This is a genomic window from Arthrobacter terricola, from assembly GCF_004354015.1.
Classification (GTDB): Bacteria; Actinomycetota; Actinomycetes; order Actinomycetales; family Micrococcaceae; genus Arthrobacter; species Arthrobacter terricola.
This window is the reverse complement of record NZ_SMRU01000043.1, coordinates 1-19325: the sequence shown is the minus strand read 5'-3', so window position 1 is coordinate 19325 and position 19325 is coordinate 1. Positions and strand designations below refer to the sequence as shown.

General features: G+C 64.4%; 15 protein-coding genes and 1 pseudogene. 8 read left to right on the top strand and 8 right to left on the bottom strand.

The genetic code is table 11. The features are described from left to right. Genes E1809_RS23595 through glyA form a run of 6 tightly spaced genes read right to left on the bottom strand, consistent with a single transcriptional unit; the run spans position 1 to position 7877 of the window. On the bottom strand, positions 1-1389 hold the full coding sequence (locus tag E1809_RS23595) for an L-serine ammonia-lyase (protein ID WP_133206682.1): 1389 nt from the start codon (positions 1387-1389) through the stop codon (positions 1-3). Next, positions 1389-2042 (bottom strand): sarcosine oxidase subunit gamma, encoded by a 654-nt coding sequence (locus E1809_RS23590; protein ID WP_133206681.1) that lies wholly within the window; start codon positions 2040-2042, stop codon positions 1389-1391. Before E1809_RS23590 ends, E1809_RS23595 begins: the two co-directional genes overlap by 1 nt. After that, on the bottom strand, positions 2035-4980 hold the full coding sequence (locus tag E1809_RS23585) for an FAD-dependent oxidoreductase (protein ID WP_133206680.1): 2946 nt from the start codon (positions 4978-4980) through the stop codon (positions 2035-2037). Before E1809_RS23585 ends, E1809_RS23590 begins: the two co-directional genes overlap by 8 nt. Beyond that, positions 4977-5288, bottom strand: coding sequence for a sarcosine oxidase subunit delta (locus tag E1809_RS23580; protein WP_133206679.1), 312 nt, complete (start codon positions 5286-5288; stop codon positions 4977-4979). The genes E1809_RS23585 and E1809_RS23580 overlap by 4 nt, the downstream gene beginning before the upstream one ends. 25 nt (positions 5289-5313) lie before the next feature. Beyond that, positions 5314-6534 (bottom strand): sarcosine oxidase subunit beta family protein, encoded by a 1221-nt coding sequence (locus tag E1809_RS23575; protein WP_133206678.1) that lies wholly within the window; start codon positions 6532-6534, stop codon positions 5314-5316. Then, positions 6531-7877, bottom strand: a complete 1347-nt coding sequence (glyA, locus tag E1809_RS23570; RefSeq protein WP_133206694.1) for a serine hydroxymethyltransferase — start codon at positions 7875-7877, stop codon at positions 6531-6533. Before glyA ends, E1809_RS23575 begins: the two co-directional genes overlap by 4 nt. 152 nt (positions 7878-8029) lie before the next feature. Here glyA and E1809_RS23565 point away from each other — a divergent pair, with 152 nt between their 5' ends. From E1809_RS23565 to E1809_RS23550, 4 genes are all read left to right on the top strand, one after another. Continuing rightward, positions 8030-8716 (top strand): GntR family transcriptional regulator, encoded by a 687-nt coding sequence (locus tag E1809_RS23565; protein WP_133206677.1) that lies wholly within the window; start codon positions 8030-8032, stop codon positions 8714-8716. Between the two features lie 723 nt (positions 8717-9439). Further along, positions 9440-10837, top strand: a complete 1398-nt coding sequence (locus E1809_RS23560) for an MFS transporter (protein WP_133206676.1) — start codon at positions 9440-9442, stop codon at positions 10835-10837. 31 nt (positions 10838-10868) lie between these two features. Beyond that, the gene (locus E1809_RS23555) at positions 10869-12137 is read left to right on the top strand and encodes an aminopeptidase P family protein (RefSeq protein WP_133206675.1); all 1269 of its coding nucleotides are present in this window, start codon (positions 10869-10871) and stop codon (positions 12135-12137) included. Between the two features lie 141 nt (positions 12138-12278). Beyond that, entirely contained in the window at positions 12279-13100 is an 822-nt protein-coding gene (locus E1809_RS23550) for an IclR family transcriptional regulator (protein WP_133206674.1), read from the top strand. Positions 13101-13121: 21 nt separating this feature from the next. Here E1809_RS23550 and E1809_RS23545 read toward each other — a convergent pair whose 3' ends face one another. Continuing rightward, entirely contained in the window at positions 13122-13802 is a 681-nt protein-coding gene (locus E1809_RS23545) for a GntR family transcriptional regulator (protein ID WP_133206693.1), read from the bottom strand. A 121-nt stretch (positions 13803-13923) separates the two neighbouring features. Between E1809_RS23545 and purU the strand changes: the two genes are divergently transcribed. From purU to E1809_RS23525, 4 genes are all read left to right on the top strand, one after another. Further along, the gene (gene purU / locus E1809_RS23540; protein ID WP_133206673.1) at positions 13924-14838 is read left to right on the top strand and encodes a formyltetrahydrofolate deformylase; all 915 of its coding nucleotides are present in this window, start codon (positions 13924-13926) and stop codon (positions 14836-14838) included. A 54-nt stretch (positions 14839-14892) separates the two neighbouring features. Beyond that, positions 14893-17385: a GcvT family protein gene (locus E1809_RS23535; RefSeq protein WP_133206672.1), complete on the top strand. Its 2493-nt coding sequence runs from the start codon at positions 14893-14895 to the stop codon at positions 17383-17385. Positions 17386-17511: 126 nt separating this feature from the next. Then, a complete protein-coding gene (locus tag E1809_RS23530; RefSeq protein ID WP_133206671.1) occupies positions 17512-18138 on the top strand; it encodes a cyclodeaminase/cyclohydrolase family protein in 627 nt (208 codons plus the stop codon). Next, complete coding sequence (locus E1809_RS23525; RefSeq protein ID WP_133206670.1) at positions 18135-19001, top strand: bifunctional 5,10-methylenetetrahydrofolate dehydrogenase/5,10-methenyltetrahydrofolate cyclohydrolase; 867 nt, start codon at positions 18135-18137, stop codon at positions 18999-19001. Before E1809_RS23530 ends, E1809_RS23525 begins: the two co-directional genes overlap by 4 nt. A 96-nt stretch (positions 19002-19097) precedes the next feature. Here E1809_RS23525 and E1809_RS23520 read toward each other — a convergent pair. Continuing rightward, a pseudogene (locus tag E1809_RS23520) lies at positions 19098-19325 on the bottom strand (hypothetical protein); the annotation flags it as partial.

Here is a 19325-nt window from a genome sequence, read left to right as displayed (position 1 = left end):
CTAACACTCCACCACATTCACGGCGAGCCCTCCACGGGAGGTCTCCTTGTACTTGCTCTTCATGTCCGCTCCTGTGTCTCGCATGGTTTTGATGGCTTTGTCGAGGGATACTTTGTGGCTGCCGTCGCCGTGCAGGGCAAGGCGTGCGGCGTTGATGGCCTTGACGCTCGCGATCGCGTTGCGTTCGATGCACGGGATCTGGACGAGGCCGCCCACCGGATCGCAGGTGAGCCCGAGGTTGTGTTCGATTCCCACTTCCGCGGCGTTTTCGACTTGCGCAGGAGTCCCGCCGAGGACTTCGCAAAGACCGGCCGCGGCCATCGAACAGGCCGAGCCCACCTCGCCTTGGCAGCCGACTTCGGCTCCGGAGATCGAGGCGTTGATCTTGAACAGGATCCCGACGGCGGCCGCGGCGAGCAAGAAGCGCACCACGCCATCGTCGTCGGCTCCCGGCACAAACTTCACGTAGTAATGCAGGACCGCCGGCACAATTCCGGCGGCACCATTGGTGGGGGCCGTGACAATCCGGCCGCCCGCGGCGTTTTCCTCGTTGACCGCGAGGGCGAACAGGTTCACCCATTCCATCGCGAGGAGCGGGTCCGCCGATCCGGTGACGTGTCCGGCGTCGTTCGCGGATAGTGTCTTGAACAACGACGGCGCCCGGCGCCTTACGTTGAGGCCTCCCGGCAGGATTCCTTCCGCAGAGCAGCCGTTGTCCACGCACTCGCGCATGACCGCCCAGATCTCGAGCAGCCGTTCGCGAAGCTCCGCTTCGCTTCGCCACACGAGTTCGTTGGCGAGCATGACGTCGGAGATGGACATGTCCTCCCGTGCACAGATGGCCAGGAGCTCATCGGCGGTGCTGAAGGGGTAGGGCAGCACTGTTGCGTCTGCGACTACCTTGTCGCTCCCGGAGGCGTCTCCGTCCACCACGAAACCGCCGCCGATCGAGTAGTAGCTGCGTTCGCGCAGGACTTCCCCGGCGTGGTCGAGGGCCCGGAAGGTCATGCCGTTGGGGTGGGCCGGGAGGGACTTCCGCCGGTGGAGGAGCATGTCCTCTTCCCAGTTGAAGTCCACGCGGTGGTGTCCGCCGATCCGCAGTTCCGCGTCGAGGGCGGCCGCGGCCACTTGGTCGTCAGCCGTCCGCGTATCGACGGTTTCCGGGGACTCTCCCTGGAGCCCGAGGACCACGGCCTTGTCCGAGCCGTGGCCGCGGCCGGTGGCGCCCAGCGAGCCGAAAAGCTCTGCCTGGACGCGCACCGTTGCCGCGAGCTGGCCTGAGGACTCCAGGCCGTCGGTGAACTGTTTTGCCGCCCGCATCGGGCCGACCGTGTGCGATGACGACGGCCCGATGCCAATGGAAAACAGGTCAAGGACACTCAGTGCCATCAGGGGACCTCGGGAGAAGCGAATTCCTTCATGCCATCGAGGAGCCAACGGCCCAGGAAAGCGGCGAACGAGGCCCGGGGGAAGATCCTGAAGGTGTCCTCGCCGGTCTTCCACAGGACTGCCGGGATGTTGCCGATCTCCGTGGCCAGGGCCGTTCCCGCGTGGAAGGCACGCGGGTGCAGGTCCAGCGAGCAGCTCTTCTCCAGGACGTCCTTCGCACGAATTCCGGAGAGTTCGAACGTGGTGCGGTTGGCGGACAAGTCCACTACCTGCCCGGGGGCGTCACCAAGTGCCTCGAAGAGTGCCCGGACGAGGTCGCCGCCCAGGGAATCGTGGGCAGTTTCCGGCGCTACCACAAGGAATTCGTCGGGTCCGAGCCACAAGGTGGTGGCCCGCTCGCCTCCAGCGACCTCGCCACAAGCGGCAGGCAAGCCGCCGGTCACGGACGCAAGGCGCTGGCCGGCGTCGGACTCCCGGTCTACCCGGATCCCCACCATGGTCTGGAACGGGATCTCCTTGAGTGCCACGGTGCCGGCCACGGACCCGGACGCGAAGTTCTCGCTCAGGTGCGACGCCGGGCTGCGGCGTGCCGCGCGGAGCTTGTCGATGTTTGCCGGGTTGCTAGTTTCTGCGGGCAATGCTGTTTCAGCCATCTTTACGGGTCCCTTCAGCGTCGAAAAGTACGGTTTCTCCCACCACGACGTCCAGCAACTGGTCACCGACGGCGGCCACCAGGGTTTCGCCGATGCGGTTGCGTCCGTTGGTGATCAGTGCGAGGCCGAAGGAGCGGCCCAATGCTGCACTGTGGTAGCTCGAGGTCACGAATCCCTGCATCGGAACGGGTCCGTATGCCGGGTTCACCGGGATGCCCTTTTCCACGAGCTGGGTGCCTTCGGGAAGGCGGAACGTTCCGTCGACCGGAAGGACGCTGACCAGGTGCTTGCGGTCGGTGCGGACTGCGTCCGTCCGGCTGTAGGAGCGCTTACCGATGAAGTCCTTGGCCTTGGAGACGATCCATTCCATGCCGGCATCCTGCGGCGTGACCGTGCCGTCGGTGTCCTGCCCGACGATCGGGTAGCCCTTTTCGGCGCGGAGCACGTGCATGGTCTCGGTGCCGTAGGGGGTGATGTTGAACTCGGCACCCGCGGCGGCAACTGCTTCCCAGGTGTTGAGTCCGTACCAGGTGGGGACGTTGATTTCGTAAGCGAGCTCACCCGAGAACGAAATCCGGCATACCCGGGCCTGCACGCCTGAAGCCAGCGTGGTTTCGCGGAATGTCATGAACGGGAACGCTTCGGCGTCGAGCCCGCCGTTTTCCGCCAGCTGCGGGGCAACCTTCGCGATCACTTCGCGGGACTTGGGCCCGACGACGGCAATCGTGGACCACTGTTCAGTCACCGAGGTAGAGACGACGTCGAGTTCCGGCCATTCGGTCTGGTGCCATTCTTCCAGCCAGTCCAGGACCTTCGCTGCGCCGCCGGTGGTGGTGGTCATGAAGAAGCGGTCCTCGTCGAGGCGCAGGGTCACGCCGTCGTCGAAAATCATTCCGTCCGGCGTGCACATGACACCGTAGCGGGCGGAACCGGGGGCGAGCTTCTTGAACGCGTTGGTGTAGATACGGTTCAGGAACTCGCCCGCGTCCTTGCCGCGGACCTCGATCTTGCCGAGCGTCGTGGCGTCCATGAAGCCCACGGATTCGCGGACTGCGGCACATTCGCGGAGCACCGCGGTGTCCATGTCCTCACCGGCCTGCGGGTAGTACCACGGGCGCTTCCACTGTCCGACGTCCTCGAAGAGCGCTCCCTGGGCAACGTGCCACGGGTGGATGGAGGTGACGCGGGCGGGGTCGAAGAGCTCCCCGCGCTGGCGTCCCGCAAGTGCCGCGAAGGCTACCGGGGTGAAGGGTGCGCGGTACGTGGTGGTCCCGATTTCGCCGACGCCGCGCTCAGCCTCGCCTGCCTGCTTGAGTGCCGCTGCGATCACGCCGATCGCGTTGACGCCGGAGGTCTTGCCTTGGTCGTTGGCGGTGCTGATGGAGGTGTACCGCTTGACGTGCTCTACCGAGCGCATGCCGGCACCGGTGGAACGCAGGACATCAGCCACGGTCTGGTCGCGCTGGAAGTCGACGAAGTGGTGGCGCCACTCCCCTGCATCGCCGGTCTGGCCCGGAACGAGCCACAGCTGGCGGGTCGGGGCGGAAGCGACCGGAGCCTTCAGTTCGGAGGGTACGACGTCGGTGCTGAAGCCAGCTGAAATGGCCGCTGCGGCACCGGCGGAGATGCCTTCAGCGAGGCAGTCCCCCAACTCGTAGCTTCCGCGACCCGAACCGACAACCTGCTGGTCCTTGACGACGCTGCTCGGCACGAATCCTGCCAGTTCGTCGTCCCAGCGCAGCTTGCCCTGGCGCTGGCTGTGGAGGTGGACCACGGGGCTCCAGCCGCCGGAGATGGCGAGCAGATCGCAATCGAGCCGTTCGACGCCCGAGGTGACCTCGCCGTCGTCGTCGATGCTGCGGATGGTGACGCCGTCAATGCGGCCGTCTTCCCCGGCACCGCTGGTGTCCGCGACGGCGCTGCCGACGAGGACGCGAATCCCGCTTTCGGCGGCCAGTGCCGCTTTCGTGCTGACTTTGGGTCGGGCGTCGACGACGGCGGCAACCTTGACGCCTGCTGCCTGCAGGTCGGTGGCCAGCAAGTATGCGGAGTCGTTGGTGGTGCCGATGACAACGCGCTTTCCGGCGACGACGGCGTAGCGGTTGAGGTAGCTACGGACCGCGGAGGCCAGCATGATGCCGGGGCGATCGTTGTTCTCGAAGACGAGCGGACGCTCGTGGGCGCCCGGAGCGAGGACAACCTGCTTGGCACGGATGTGCCAAATACGCTGGCGGGAGACGCCCGGAGCCGCGGGGCTGCTCAGGTGGTCCGTGCGGTTCTGCGCGGCGATGACATAGTTGGAGTCGTACGAACCGAAGGCGGTGGTCCGGTTGAGGACGGTGCATTCGGCGGCGGAAACGAGTTCCACTTCGACGTCGGCGATCCATTCGAGCGCCGGCTTGCCCTCGATGGTCTCGGCGAGTTCCGGTGCGGTGGAACCGGAGAGGAGCGAGCCGCCAAGTTCGGGCTGGTCGTCGATCAGGATGACCCGGGCGCCGGTGCGGACGGCTTCGCGTGCCGCGGCCAGGCCGGAAACGCCGCCGCCGACCACCAGGACGTCGGTGTGGACGTACTTCTTGTCGTATTCCGCACGGTCTTCGGCAGGATCGAGCCGTCCCAGGCCGTTCAGGAACTCGGCGCTGAGTCCGTCCACGAGCGAAACGGTGGTTGCCGGGAGCATGGATTCGGCGACGTGGCCGGGGAAGCGGGCGGCAACCTTGAGCAGGGCGTTGGGTTCTTCGACGCCGGCCGAGACGATGCCGCGGGGGCGGTCTTCGTAAAGGGAGCTGCCGACGCTGACGCGGCCGTTGGCGAGCAAGGCGGAGGCGATCGTATCGCCCGGGTGGCCCGTGTATTCCTGCCCGTCCACGGTGAATCGCCAGGAAATGCTGCGGTCGATGCGGCCGCCGGTGGCGAGGCGGGCGTTCTGCGAGGTCACTTGCTTGCTCCTTCCGGGGAGATCGCTTCGTTTGTCAGGTCAGGGCGCGGTTCGCCCATTTTGTAAACGGCCTTGATGTCATAGGTGACGGTGTCGCGGAGCATGTTGAACCATTTGCGGCAGCCGGTGCTGTGCACCCAGCGCTCGGCGAAATTGCCTTTGGTGTTGTCGCGGTAGAACAGGTACTCGGCCCATTCGCGGTCGTTCAGGTCATTCGGGTTTTCCGGGTAGGCCACGTGGGCCTGGCCACCGTAGTGGAATTCGGTTTCGTCTCGTGGCCCGCAATTGGGGCAGCTGATAAGCAGCATGGTTGGTCTCCTAAGGGGCTGCGGGCTAGTGGGCGACGGCGGCGGCGCCGTGTTCGTCGATCAGGGCACCGGTCTCGAAGCGTTCCAGCGCGAAAGGCTTGTTGAGCTCGTGCGGAGCGCCGGTGGCAATGGTGTGCGCGAAGGTGAGGCCGGCAGCGGGCGTGCCCTTGAAGCCGCCCGTTCCCCAACCGCAGTTGACGAACATGTTCTCCACCGGAGTGGTGCCGATGATCGGCGAGGCGTCCATGGTGGTGTCCACGATTCCGCCCCAGGTCCGGAGCACGTGTGCCCGGGCGAAGATCGGGAAGAGCTCGACGGCGGCCGCCATCTGGTGCTCGATCACGTGGAATGAACCGCGCTGGCCGTAGCCGTTGTAGGAGTCGACGCCGGCGCCCATGACCAGTTCGCCCTTATGCGCCTGGGAGACGTAGACGTGCACGTGGTTGGACATGACCACCGTCGGGTGCACGGGTTCATGCAGCTCGGACACGAGGGCCTGGAGCGGGTGCGACTGGATGGGCAGGCGGAAGCCGGCCATTTCCGCGAGGACCGAGCTGTGGCCGGCCGCTGCGAGGCCCACCTTTTCCGTGTTGATGGTGCCGCGGTTGGTCTTGACGCCCACTACGCGGTTGCCGTCCTTGACAAAGCCCTGGACTTCGCAGTTCTGGATGATGTCCACGCCCATTTCGTCGCACTTGCGGGCAAAGGCCCAGGCAACGTGGTCGTGCTTGGCGATGCCGGCGCGCGGCTGGTACGTGGCGCCCATGACGGGGTAGCGGATGTTGTCGCTGATGTTCAGGATGGGGCAGAGTTCCTTGACCTGCTGCGGGTCCAGCCACTCGGCGTCGACGCCGTTGAGCTTGTTCGCGCCGACGCGGCGGATGCTTTCACGGACGTCGCCCAGGGTGTGGGCGAGGTTCATGACGCCACGCTGGCTGAAGAGGAAATCGTATTCGAGCTCTTCAGGGAGTACTTCCCACAGCTTCAGCGCGTGCTCGTAGATGGCTGCGCTTTCGTCCCACAGGTAGTTGGAACGGATGATCGTGGTGTTGCGGGCCATGTTGCCACCGGCCAGCCAGCCCTTTTCGAGCACCGCGATGTTGGTCATTCCGTGGTTCTTGGCGAGGAAGTACGCGGTAGCCAAGCCGTGTCCGCCGCCGCCGACGATGACGGCGTCGTAGGAGGACTTGGGTTCCGGATTCCGCCAGAGGAAGTCCGGGTGTTCGGGGAGGTGGTCGGCGCTCACTGGGCTGCTCCAATCATTTCGGCCTCGATTTCGGTGGCGGCGGCGTTGCCGCGCTGGGAAAGCTGGGGGTAAAGCGGGAAGCGCTCGGCGAGCGCCGAAACACGGCCGCGGAGTTCGACGGCGGTTTCCTCGCCCAGGGTGCCGGTGTTGGCGGCGGCGACAAGCGCCGTCGCGATGATGTCCGCTACTTCAGCGAATTCTTCGGCGCCGAAGCCACGGGCGGCGAGGGCGGGGGTACCGATCCGGAGGCCGGAGGAGACCATCGGCGGGCGGGGGTCGAACGGAACAGCGTTGCGGTTGACGGTGATGCCGATGTGGTGGAGCGTATCCTCGGCCTGCTGGCCGTCGAGCTCGGAGTTCCGCAGGTCCACGAGGACCAGGTGGACGTCGGTGCCGCCGTTGACAACGGTGATGCCTGCCGCGGCAACGTCTTCCTGCAGGAGGCGTTCGGCCAGGAGCTTGGCGCCCTTGAGCACTCGTTCCTGGCGTTCCTTGAATTCGGGCTCAGCCGCGAACTTGAAGGCGACAGCCTTGGCTGCCACAACGTGCTCCAGCGGGCCACCCTGCTGTCCCGGGAAGACTGCGCTGTTGATCTTCTTGGCGTACTGCTCCTTGGCGAGGATGACGCCGCCGCGCGGACCGCCGAGGGTCTTGTGCGTGGTGGTGGTGACGACGTCGGCGTACGGCACGGGGTTCGGGTGCAGTCCGGCCGCGACGAGGCCAGCGAAGTGGGCCATGTCCACCATGAGGTAGGCGCCCACGAGGTCCGCAATGCGGCGGAACTCGGCGAAGTCGAGCTGGCGCGAGTAAGCGGACCAGCCGGCAACAATCAGCTTGGGACGGTGCTCCAGGGCAAGGGCTTCGACTTCGGCCATGTCCACCCGCAGGTCGGATTCGCGGACGTGGTACGGGACCACGTTGTAGAGCTTGCCTGAGAAGTTGATGCGCATGCCGTGGGTCAAGTGGCCGCCGTGCGCGAGGTCGAGGCCAAGGATGGTGTCTCCCGGGTTGAGGAGTGCGAACATCGCGGCGGCGTTGGCCTGGGCACCCGAGTGGGGCTGGACGTTGGCGAATTCCGCACCGAAGAGTGCCTTCACGCGGTCGATGGCGAGCTGTTCGATCACATCAACGTGTTCGCAGCCGCCGTAGTATCGCTTACCCGGGTAGCCCTCGGCGTACTTGTTGGTCAGGACGGATCCCTGAGCCTCCATGACGGCCGTGGGGGCAAAGTTCTCGGAGGCGATCATTTCCAGCGTGGACTGCTGGCGGATGAGTTCCCGGGTGATCGCTTGTTCAACCTCAGGGTCCGCCTGGGCGAGCGGGCGGATCAGCGGTTCGACCATCATGTTCTCCTTTGAAATACTTATCTTTTCGAACTAATAAGCAACTGATATATTAGAACTGGTTGACATAGTATGCTGAAGATCACAGAGCAGTCAACCACCCGGCATCAAAGGGATCCGCCACCAGGAATTGCGGCAAACGGGAGTAGCAGATGAGCACAGCATTGGAAGCACCGGCACTGATCGGGCAGGGAGCGCCCGCACAGGGAACATCCCTGTCGGACAACGCCTACCTGCTCCTCCGCGACCGGCTCATCATGTTGGACATCAAGCCCGGCGACCCCATCAACGACGGCCACATCGCCGCGGAACTCGGAATCGGGCGCACCCCGGTACGCGAGGCCATCAAACGGCTCGAAGGCGACCACCTCGTAGTGTCCTACCCCCGGCGCGGAACCTTCGCCACCGGCGTCGACATCACCCAACTGGCCGAAGTCTCGGAAATCCGTGAACTCCTCGAACCTTTGGCGTCGCGCCGGGCAGCCCGCATGGCAAGCCCGGCATTGCGCGACAGACTGCGTGAAGTGGCGGCAGAGATCAGCAGCCTGGAGTCACAGGGCGCAGCCCAGCAAGAGCTCATGCGCTACGACATCCAGGTCCACCGGCTCATCTACCACGCCGCCGCGAACGCCCACCTTGAAGACGTGCTGATCCGCTACGACAACCTGGCGACGCGCATCTGGTGCCACATGCTGGACAAGATGCCCTCCGTCACGGGGCACGTCGCAGAGCACGTGGCACTGCTCAACGCCATCGCCGACGGCGACGAAGAACGCGCGGCTTCCCTCGCCTTGCACCACGTGGTGAGTTTCGAAGAGGCAATCCGCGGGGTGCTGTAAGTTCGGCGCCGTTGGCCGGCGCCCGGCGTCGTCAGCCCTTTCGCTTCCAGAACCTCTGCCAATTCACGTTCAACAGCAATAGGCCCAGCAAGAGCGAATCGGCTGTCATGATTCCTGCCATAAAGTAGGCCCATCCGGCAATCATGACTCGTTCACCGCCTGCGGACGGCGCGATGTACTGAGGTGCATCAGACCACGCATACCAATCTCCTGACCCGGGTCCCCCAGTCAATCGATAGTGCACTAAGTGTGCCACGACATCGCCCCGGAGGGAACGCCCCCTCCTCGCCCTCTTCTGCCCGCCCACCCACCCACCCACCCACCTGAGCATGCCCCCTCTTGGCTTTGGGTTTGGAGCATGCTCATTCTTAGCCTTGTGGAACGGACATAACCGGATTATGCCCACTCCTGATGCCAAAGGATGGGCATGCTCCGTGAGGGCGGTGGAAGGTTCGCGCGCGTAGTGAGGCCCCGTAGAGCCCCGACATCCTGCCCGGTAGAGCCCCGCCCCTTTCCCTTCCCCCTCGCATCAGCGAATCCGCGAGCGCCCTTCCCCGCCTTGAAGCACGACACAAAATGCAACACAGTTTCTCTGAATGCATCAAATCTCGAAGAGCAATCTCCCAATCGCGCAAACAAACCCTTGACGGTGACGCATCGCACACTTATTCTGGTGCAACAGCGTTGCTCTGAATGCAACTACTACATCGTCTTGGTGGATTCATGAAAAACGAAACTTCCCCCGTGGCGGCAACCATCGGAAAAAACCGTTCCGGGTCCAATGGCGGATCCGCTTCGCTTCCCGATACCGAAGCCACGCCAAACACTCCAACCAGCATCCCCGCGGTCAGCAAAGACACCCGGCGCCGCGTCATCACCGCAAGCTTCATCGGCAACTTCGTCGAATGGTTCGATTACGCCGTCTACGGCTACCTCGCCGGCACCATCTCCACGGTCTTCTTTCCCTCCTCCGACCGGCAGACGGCGCTGCTTGCAACATTCGGCGTCTTCGCCGTCTCGTTCTTCGTCCGGCCTTTGGGCGGCTTCATCTGGGGCCACATCGGCGACCGCCTCGGACGCAAACAAGCGCTGTCCCTGTCGATCGTCCTGATGTCCGTGGCAACGTTCTGCATCGCACTGATCCCCGGCTACGGGACGATCGGCGTCATGGCGCCGGTACTCCTCCTGCTTGTCCGCGTCGTCCAGGGCTTCTCGGCATCCGGCGAATACGCAGGCGCGTCAGCCTTCCTAGTGGAGTACGCGCCGGCACATCGCCGCGGACTCTATGCCGCCGTCGTGCCCGCCAGCACAGCGGCAGGATTGCTGCTCGGCTCCCTGCTGGCAGCCCTCCTCAGCTCAGTCCTGACTGCCGAGCAACTCAACGAATGGGGCTGGCGGCTGCCGTTTCTCCTCGCCGCGCCGATGGGCCTGATCGGCCGCTACATCCGCACCAAGCTCGAGGACACTCCCGCATTCCGCGAACTCGCCGCGAAGGAAACCACCGTCAAAGCGCCGGCTTTCGCGATGTTCCGTACCTACCGCAGGCAACTGGTCATCGCCACGGGCGCGGTACTGCTCAACGCGGTCGGCTTCTACGTGATCCTCAGCTACATGCCGACGTACCTATCTGAAGAACTCCACTTCGGCGCTGCCGAATCGTTCCTCGCCACCACCATCGCGCTGGTCAGCTACATCGGCTTCATCTTCCTGACGGGCATCGCCTCCGACACCTTCGGCCGCAAGCGTATGCTCCTCACCGCGTCGATTCTCTTTATTGCCCTGACAGTTCCGGCGTTCATGCTCCTCGACACCGGCAACTTCATGGTCATCGTCCTGGTGCAGATCGTGCTCGGCGGCATGCTTACGCTCAACGACGGCACCTTGCCGAGCTTCCTCGCCGAGCTCTTCCCGACGGCGGTCCGCTACAGCGGGTTCGCGGTCAGCTTCAATCTCTCCAACGCCCTGTTCGGCGGCACCGCGCCGTTCATGGCAACACTGCTCATCGGCCTCACCCACAACCAACTGGCGCCTGGCTGGTACCTCGTAGCAGCCTCCGTAGTTTCCCTCATCGCGGTCCTGTTCGCCGTGGAAACCTCCAAGAAACCACTCCAACAGGACTGAAACAACCCACCCATTGAAAGGAACACCCCTCATGACCATCGCCGAAACCCGCCCCGAAAACGCAGCGGTTAATGACGTATCGCAGCTTGAGCGCCTCAAGGTCCTTAACAACGGCAAGAAAGTCTCGCTCACTTTCTCCGACGCTGAGTTCGAACGCCGCCTCGCGGGCCTTCGCCGGATCATGGCAGAAAAGGAACTGGACGCCGTCGTCCTGACCAGCTACCACTCCATCAAGTACTACTCGGACTTCCTGTTCACCTACTTCGGCCGCTCCTACGCGATGGTGGTCACCGCCGAGGATACGGTCACCGTCACTGCGAATATCGACGCCGGAATGCCTTGGCGCCGGAGCTACGGAGACAACCTGGTCTACACGGACTGGCGCCGGGACAACTTCATCTTCGGCATCCAGGAAGTGCTGCGGTCCCGCGGAATCAACGTGCGGCGCCTCGGCGTCGAAGACGACTCACTTCCCTTGGACAACCGCAACAAGATCCAGGCCGCTTTCCCGGACGCGGCACTGGTTGATGTTGCCCAGTCCGCGATGCGCCAACGCATGATCAAGTCCGCCGAAGAGATCGAGGTCATCAAGCACGGCGCGCGTATCGGCGACCTCGGCGGCGAAGCCATCCGCAACGCCATCACCGCGGGCATCACCGAGTACGAGGTAGCGTTGATCGGCACCGAAGCCATGGTGCACGAAATCGCCCGCACGTTCCCGGACTCCGAAATCCGCGATACCTGGGTCTGGTTCCAGTCCGGCATCAACACGGACGGCGCGCACAACTGGGCCACCACCCGGAAGATCCAGGAGCATGACATCCTGTCCCTGAACTGCTTCCCCATGACCTCCGGCTACTACACGGCGCTAGAGCGGACGTTGTTCTACGGCGAACCGGACGCCCGCTCGCTGGAGCTGTGGAACATCAACGTGGAAGTGCACAAGCGCGGCCTTGAACTCATCAAGCCCGGCGCCGTATGCAAGGATATCGCAGCTGAACTCAACGAGATCTACGTCGGACACAGACTGCTGCCCAACCGCACTTTCGGATACGGCCACTCGTTCGGCGTGCTGAGCCACTACTACGGCCGCGAAGCCGGACTAGAGCTCCGCGAAGACATCGACACCGTCCTGGAACCGGGAATGGTGGTCTCCATGGAGCCCATGATCACCGTCCTCGATGGCCAGCCCGGCGCCGGCGGTTACCGCGAGCACGACATCCTGGTGGTCGGTGAAGACGGCGCCGAGAACATCACCAAGTTCCCGTTCGGCCCGGAATACAACATCATCGGCGCTTGATCCCAGCCAAAGCACCGTAAAACCCACTGAGCATGCTCTCCCCTTGCCAAGACCAATGGACATAACCCGAATATGTCCACCGGCTACGGCGAAGGGAGAGCATGCTCATTTCGACTATCGCGAAGAAATATAGTGAGCACTATGACTCCCCCGGAAACCAGCGAGACCAGCGACAACCGCGAGCCCGGAAACACGAGCGATACCCGCAGCACTTCGGTGATCGTGAACGCCATCGCCGTGCTCCGCAGCTTCACGGCCGAGGAACCCCTGCTGGGAGTCACCGAGATCGCCGGCAGGATCGGCCTGCACAAGAGCACAGTGTCCCGAATCCTTGCGACGTTTGAGCAGGAGCACCTGGTAGAGCGCGACGACGACTCCCGCCGTTTCCGCCTGGGCTTGGGGATGATTGCGCTCGCCGGACCCCTGCTCGCCGAACTCGAGGAGCGACGGGTGGCGTACCCGGTGCTGCGCGAACTCACCGAACGGACCGGGGAGACGAGTGCACTGATGGTGTGGAACGGCGGCGAATCCATGTGCGTGGAACAAATCGCGAGCCGCCACCAGGTCAAGCATCTTGCTCCGCTTGGCGCCCGCTACAACGAAGCCCTCAGTTCTTCGGTCCAGGTCTTCCTCGCAGCCGAAGACGCAGACCGTGTCCGCCGACTCCTGAACAGCGGTTCGGTGACGCTGCCCGGCCTCGACGAAGAAGCGGTGGAAGGCTACCTTCTCCGCCTCAAGGATTCAGCAGAGCGCGGTTGGTTCGCCAACTTCGGCGAAACGTCCATCGATGAAGTGGGCGTCGCCTCCCCCGTGTTCGATCACCGTGGCGACGTCGTGGCTTCGGTCCTGATCGCAGCGCCGAAGTTCCGTGTCTCCCAGGACAGCCTCACCAGCCTCGGCGAGGCATGCCTGGAGGCCTCCCGAAAGATCACGACGCGCCTGGGCGGCCGCTCCCAGCGTTGAGGCGGCGCCCTACCGGACAAGCTAAGCGCTGAACAGCGCCTGGCGGACGGCGTGCTCGAAATCGGTGACGTGGGTCCGCGCCAGGTCGGCGGCTTTTTCCTCTTCCCCGTCGGCAATAGCCCGCAAGAGACCCAGGTGCTCGTGGACGTGGCGGGAAAGATCGGGAAGCCGGTCCAGCACCATGCACCAAATCCTTGTGGCGAGGTTGTCGTACCGGATCAGGATGTCCTCAAGGTGCGGATTGGCTGCCGCAGCATAGATTCCCTGGTGCACCCTCGCGTCAAGGCGCAAGGTTTCCACTACCGACGCGGTACCGGCGTCCCAGGCTTCCACGTCACGCATGATTGCGCGGAGTTCCTCTTTCACGGCCTCCGTCGCCACCCTCGCCGCACGTGCCGCGGCCAGGGGTTCGAGCTGCGTGCGGATTTCGGAGATAAACGCGAGGTCCGTGACTTCGACGCCGGTGGCGAAGGTTCCGCGCCGGGGGTACGTGACAACCAGCCTGTCGAGTTCGAGCCTCTTCAGCGCTTCACGCACCGGCGTTCTCCCGACGCCGAGTTCCTTGGCGAGGTGGTCGTCGTTCAGCAACTCGCCCGGCTTGATGTCCAGGAATAGCAGCCGGTCCCGGATCCGTTCGTAAGCGATATCAGCCAACGATTTCTTGCTGACTTCCCCCGCAATTGCCAGCGCCTCGATTGCCACAGCCACGATCCTCTCCTGTTGGCAACAAATAGTTGTTGACCTCACTTAGTGACCAGTATACGCTGATGGACAACTCAGATATATCAGTATCAAACGCAAGGATATATCTTAAGGAGAAGACATGACTTTGGTGGAAGCAACACCCTCAACGGTCACGGCACCGGCGCCGAAGGCCTTGCGAGGAAAACAAGACCCGAAATTCGTCCTCACATTGTCGTGCACTGAGCGTGCCGGCATCGTGCAGGCGGTGACAACGTTCCTTTTCGAGCGCGGATTCAACATCGAAGAACACCAACAGTTCGACGACGGCCTCCGCCAAACGCTGCACCTGAGGACCGCGTTCTCAGGCTCCGCGGCCTACTCGCCCGAGCGGCTCGAAGAAGAGTTCCGCTCCATCGCGGACCGCTTCGAGATGAAGTTCAGTTTCCATGGCGAGACCAAGCCCCGCATCCTGGTGATGGTGTCCACGTTCGGCCATTGCTTGAACGACCTCATTTTCCGTTGGCGCGGAGGCAGTCTCGGCGGAGAGCTGGTGGCTGTCGTTTCCAACCACGAGACGCACCGGGCCATGGCGGAGGCAGCGGGCCTGCCCTTCATCCATATCCCGGTCACCCCGGACACCAAGCCCCAGGCAGAACAACAGCTCCTGGACCTCGTGGACGAATACCAGGCCGACCTTGTAGTCCTGGCCCGCTACATGCAGGTCCTCTCCGATGGCCTGTGCCGGAAACTCGAAGGCCGGGCCATCAACATCCACCACTCGTTCCTGCCCGGATTCAAGGGGGCCCGCCCCTACCACCAGGCCTACGACCGCGGAGTGAAGCTGGTTGGCGCCACGGCCCATTACGTCACTGCGGACCTGGACGAGGGCCCGATCATCGAACAAGAAGTCATCCGGGTGGACCACAGCTACGGCCCGACCGCCCTTTCAACGGTCGGCCGGGACGCCGAAGCCTTGGCGTTGTCCCGCGCGGTGCGCTGGCATTGCGAACACCGTGTCCTGCTGGATCGCTCCAGCACCGTGGTTTTCCGTTAGCCACGACCCCAAAATCAGCAGAGTCCACACTCGATCATCAGCAGGAGAAATTCCATGGCATCAACGCCACGCATTGTCATCATCGGCGCTGGAATCGTCGGCACGAACCTCGCAGACGAACTCGTAACCCGCGGCTGGAACAACATCACGGTCCTGGACCAGGGGCCGCTGAACATGCCCGGCGGCTCAACGTCCCATGCCCCGGGCCTGGTCTTCCAGACCAACCCGTCCAAGACCATGGCGCTGTTCGCCAAGTACACCGTGGAAAAGCTGCTCTCCCTGACCGAGGACGGCCAGAGCTGCTTCAACCAGGTGGGCGGCCTTGAGGTGGCCACCACGGAGACCCGCCTGGCCGACCTCAAGCGCAAGCTCGGCTACGCGCAGTCGTGGGGCATCGAAGGCAGGATCATTTCCCCCGAGGAATGCAAGGAGCTCTATCCCCTCCTCAACGAGACCGAGATCCTGGGCGGCCTCCACGTTCCGAGCGATGGCCTCGCCCTTGCCGCCCGCGCCGTCCAGCTTCTCATCAAGCGCACCGAGGCCGCGGGCGTGAAGTACCTCGGCAACACGGAGGTCACCGGGATTGAACAGTCCGGCCGCCGCGTCACCGGCGTCCAAACGGCCGACGGCGTGATCCCGGCTGACATCGTGGTGTCCTGTGCAGGTTTCTGGGGTGCCAAGATCGGCGAAATGATCGGCATGACCGTGCCGCTCCTCCCCTTGGCCCACCAGTACGTCAAGACTTCCCCGGTCCCGGTCCAGCAGGGCAAGAACGAGCTTCCGAACGGCGCCCAGCTGCCCATCCTGCGCCACCAGGACCAAGACCTCTACTACCGTGAGCACGGCGACCGCTACGGCATCGGCTCCTACGCACACAAGCCAATGCCCGTGGACCTCGACGAACTCGGTACGTTCGAGCCCAGCAGCATCAATGAACACAACATGCCCTCCCGCCTGGACTTCACCCTCGAAGACTTCCTTCCGGCCTGGGAAGCCACCAAGCAACTGCTCCCGGCCCTCGGCGAAAGCGAAATCGAAGACGGCTTCAACGGCATCTTCTCCTTCACCCCGGACGGCGGCTCCCTGGTAGGCGAGTCCAAGGAACTGGACGGCTTCTACGTCGCCGAGGCCGTGTGGGTGACGCACTCGGCCGGTGTTGCCCGGGCTGTAGCCGAAGTGCTGGTGGACGGTAAGTCGAAGATCGACCTTGGCGACTGCGACATCCACCGTTTCGAGGACGTCCAACTGACCCCCGAGTACGTGAGCGAAACGTCGCAGCAGAACTTCGTGGAAATCTACGATGTCCTGCACCCGCTCCAGCCCAAGCTATCGCCGCGCGGCCTGCGGGTGAGCCCGTTCCACGCCCGCCACCAGCAATTGGGAGGCTTCTTCCTCGAAGGCGGCGGCTGGGAGCGGCCGTACTGGTTCGAAGCGAACGCCGAGCTCCTCAAGGAAATGCCCGCCGAATGGCAGCCGCCGGCCCGCGACGCTTGGTCCGCCATGTTCAGCTCGCCCATCGCCGCAGCCGAAGCGTGGAAGACGCGTACCGCCGTCGCGATGTACGACATGACGCCGCTCAAGCGGCTTGAAGTCTCCGGCCCCGGAGCGCTCAAGCTGCTGCAGGAACTGACCACCGCCGAGCTCGACAAGAAGCCCGGAGCGGTCACCTACACCCTTGTCCTGGACCAGGCCGGCGGCGTCCGGAGCGACGTCACCGTGGCACGGCTGGGCGAAGACACCTTCCAGCTCGGGGTCAACGGAAACATCGACACCGCGTACTTCGACCGCGCAGCACGCCACCAAACGGAAACCGGCAGCGCCACGGACTGGGTCCAGGTCCGCGATATCACCGGCGGCACGTGCTGCATCGGCCTCTGGGGTCCCCTCGCCCGCGACCTGGTCAGCACCGTCAGCAGCGATGACTTCAGCAACGACGGCCTGAAGTACTTCCGCGCCAAAAAGGCCGTCATCGGGGGCGTCCCCGTCACCGCGATGCGCCTGTCCTACGTGGGCGAGCTCGGTTGGGAGTTGTACGCAAGCGCCGAAAACGGCCAACGCCTCTGGGATGCCTTGTGGAAGGCAGGCCAGCCGTTCGGCGTCATTGCCGCCGGCCGCGCCGCGTTCAGCTCGCTCCGCCTCGAAAAGGGCTACCGCTCGTGGGGAACGGACATGTCCACCGAGCACGACCCCTTCGAAGCCGGCCTCGGCTTCGCGGTCAAGATGGCAAAGGACAGCTTCGTCGGAAAGGCCGCGTTGGAGGGCCGCACCGAGGAGAACTCGGCCCGCCGATTGCGCTGCCTGACGGTCGACGACGGCCGGAGCCTCGTGCTGGGCAAGGAACCGGTGTTCTACAAGGACCAGGCGGTCGGTTACGTCACGAGCGCAGCGTTCGGACACACAGTCGCCAAGCCGATCGCGTACGCGTATCTCCCGGGCGAAGTATCCGTGGGTGATTCGGTCGAGATCGAGTACTTCGGCCGACGCATCCGGGCCACGGTCACCGCTGATCCGCTCTACGACCCCACGATGAGCAGGCTCCGCGGCTAACAGCCCGAAACGCCTCAACCAAGCACGGCCCGGACCCCATACCTTCAAGCGTGGGTCCGGGCCGCCGCTTTCACGCGACCAGAGCATTCAGCCCAGCCCCTCTCCAACCCCAGCCCAGGAAGATTCATGATCGGTTCAGAGACCATCAACGGCTACCTCGCCAGGCTCGCCGCACGGCAGCCCACTCCCGGCGGCGGCGCGGCGGCCGCCCTCCACGCCGCGCAAGGAGCAGCCCTCGTCGCCATGGTTGCGAGGTACACCACCGGCACCAAGTATGAACAGCACGCATCCCTGGTGGAGCGCATCGCCGAAGCATCGGACGGACTCATCGTCGAGGCCTTGCACTTGGCCGATGCCGACGAACATGCGTTCCAGTCCGTCATCGATTCCTACAAGCTCCCGTCCGGGACGGAAGAGCTCGACGCCGCCCGTTCCGCAGGCATCCAGGCCGCACTTGTCCAGGCCGCCCAGGTCCCCGGCCGCCTCATCGGAGTCGCTGGAGCCGTCGTCGACCTCGCCACCGAACTCTTCGACGTCGCAAATGCCAATGTGATCAGCGACGTCGCAGCCGCGGCGGATGCCGCCCGGGCGGCAGCAACCACGGCGCGCGTCAACATCGACATCAACCTGATCGCCATCAAGGACAACGCCGTACGCACCCGTCTTGCGGGAGAGACCGATGGACTGGCCGACACCGTCGTCGCCGCCGCGGACAAACTCGCCGCCCGCGTTAGGGAAAGGATCCTCGCATGAGCGCCACCTTGTTGTCAGGAAAGGCCTTGGCTGAACGCATCCGGGAACGCGCCCGGGGCGGGGCGCTTTCCCTCACTGAAACAGGATCCCGTCCCACTCTCGCGGTGGTTGTTGCCACCGACGACGGTTCGACGCTTTGGTACGTCCGCTCCATCGAGCGCGCGGCCGGCAATGCGGGCATCGATTGCCGGATCGTCCACCTCGGGCCTGACGCCAGCGAAGCGGCCCTGGCAACCGTGCTGGAAGACTTGAGCGCAGAGCCGGCCGTGAACGGCATCATCCTGCAGACTCCCCTGCCTCCCGGCGTCCGTACCGACGCATTGGTGGGGCTGATCGCGCCCGAGAAGGACGTCGACGGCGCGAATCCGCTCAGCTTGGGTCGCTTGGCCGTGGGGCAGCCGGCGTTCGCACCCGCGACGGCGCGCGCCGTCGTCGAACTCCTCGACCACTTCGACGTCCCGGTGGCGGGCCGCGACGTCGTCGTGATCGGCCGTTCCGCGGTGGTCGGCAAGCCGCTGTCGCTTCTCCTGCTCGAACGCGACGCCGCCGTCACCATCTGCCACTCCCGCTCCGGTCCGCTGGAGAAACACACCAAAGCGGCCGACGTCGTCGTGGTCGCCGCCGGGCGCGCGGGCCTGCTGACCGGCAGCCACCTGTCACCAGGAGCGGTAGTGCTCGACGTCGGCACGAACGTCCTGCCCGATGGTTCCCTTGTGGGGGACGCGGACGCCGACAGCGTCCGGGAGGTCGCGTCGGCGCTGACCCCCGTTCCCGGCGGAGTGGGCTCGGTGACCACGGCGCTACTGCTCCTCCACACGGTCGAAGCTGCGCGGGAACAATCAGCTTCGTTGGTCAGTGGTTGATGGTTTGTAGACGCTTGTCTCTTTAGACGCGGGAAGGCAAGACCGTTTGTGGCGGTCTTGCCTTCCTGTTTTTGCGGGGTGGGTTCTTTTGCGGGGTTAGATGAGTGCGCGTTCGAGTTCGTCGTCGTCGGGGTCGTTGGAGCCTTGGACGGCGTCGAGTTGGTAGGCTTCCTCGAGTTCGGCGATGTCCTGGTCGCTGGTGGTGGGGGCGGAGTGTTCTTCGAGGACGCCGGTGCGGTGGCGGATGCGCAGCCTGTAGAGGAGCAGTCCGGCGATGACGACGAACGCGACGAAGATGACGCCGCCCCATTGCAGGTACCACTG

Coding starts and splice junctions, on each gene's coding strand:
- E1809_RS23560 (WP_133206676.1), top strand. CDS start 9,440: ATGAAAAACGAAACTTCCCCCGTGGCGGCAACCATCGGAAAAAACCGT.
- E1809_RS23565 (WP_133206677.1), top strand. CDS start 8,030: ATGAGCACAGCATTGGAAGCACCGGCACTGATCGGGCAGGGAGCGCCC.
- E1809_RS23550 (WP_133206674.1), top strand. CDS start 12,279: ATGACTCCCCCGGAAACCAGCGAGACCAGCGACAACCGCGAGCCCGGA.
- E1809_RS23590 (WP_133206681.1), bottom strand. CDS start 2,042: ATGGCTGAAACAGCATTGCCCGCAGAAACTAGCAACCCGGCAAACATC.
- E1809_RS23595 (WP_133206682.1), bottom strand. CDS start 1,389: ATGGCACTGAGTGTCCTTGACCTGTTTTCCATTGGCATCGGGCCGTCG.
- E1809_RS23530 (WP_133206671.1), top strand. CDS start 17,512: ATGATCGGTTCAGAGACCATCAACGGCTACCTCGCCAGGCTCGCCGCA.
- purU (WP_133206673.1), top strand. CDS start 13,924: ATGACTTTGGTGGAAGCAACACCCTCAACGGTCACGGCACCGGCGCCG.
- E1809_RS23525 (WP_133206670.1), top strand. CDS start 18,135: ATGAGCGCCACCTTGTTGTCAGGAAAGGCCTTGGCTGAACGCATCCGG.
- E1809_RS23555 (WP_133206675.1), top strand. CDS start 10,869: ATGACCATCGCCGAAACCCGCCCCGAAAACGCAGCGGTTAATGACGTA.
- E1809_RS23580 (WP_133206679.1), bottom strand. CDS start 5,288: ATGCTGCTTATCAGCTGCCCCAATTGCGGGCCACGAGACGAAACCGAA.
- E1809_RS23535 (WP_133206672.1), top strand. CDS start 14,893: ATGGCATCAACGCCACGCATTGTCATCATCGGCGCTGGAATCGTCGGC.
- glyA (WP_133206694.1), bottom strand. CDS start 7,877: ATGGTCGAACCGCTGATCCGCCCGCTCGCCCAGGCGGACCCTGAGGTT.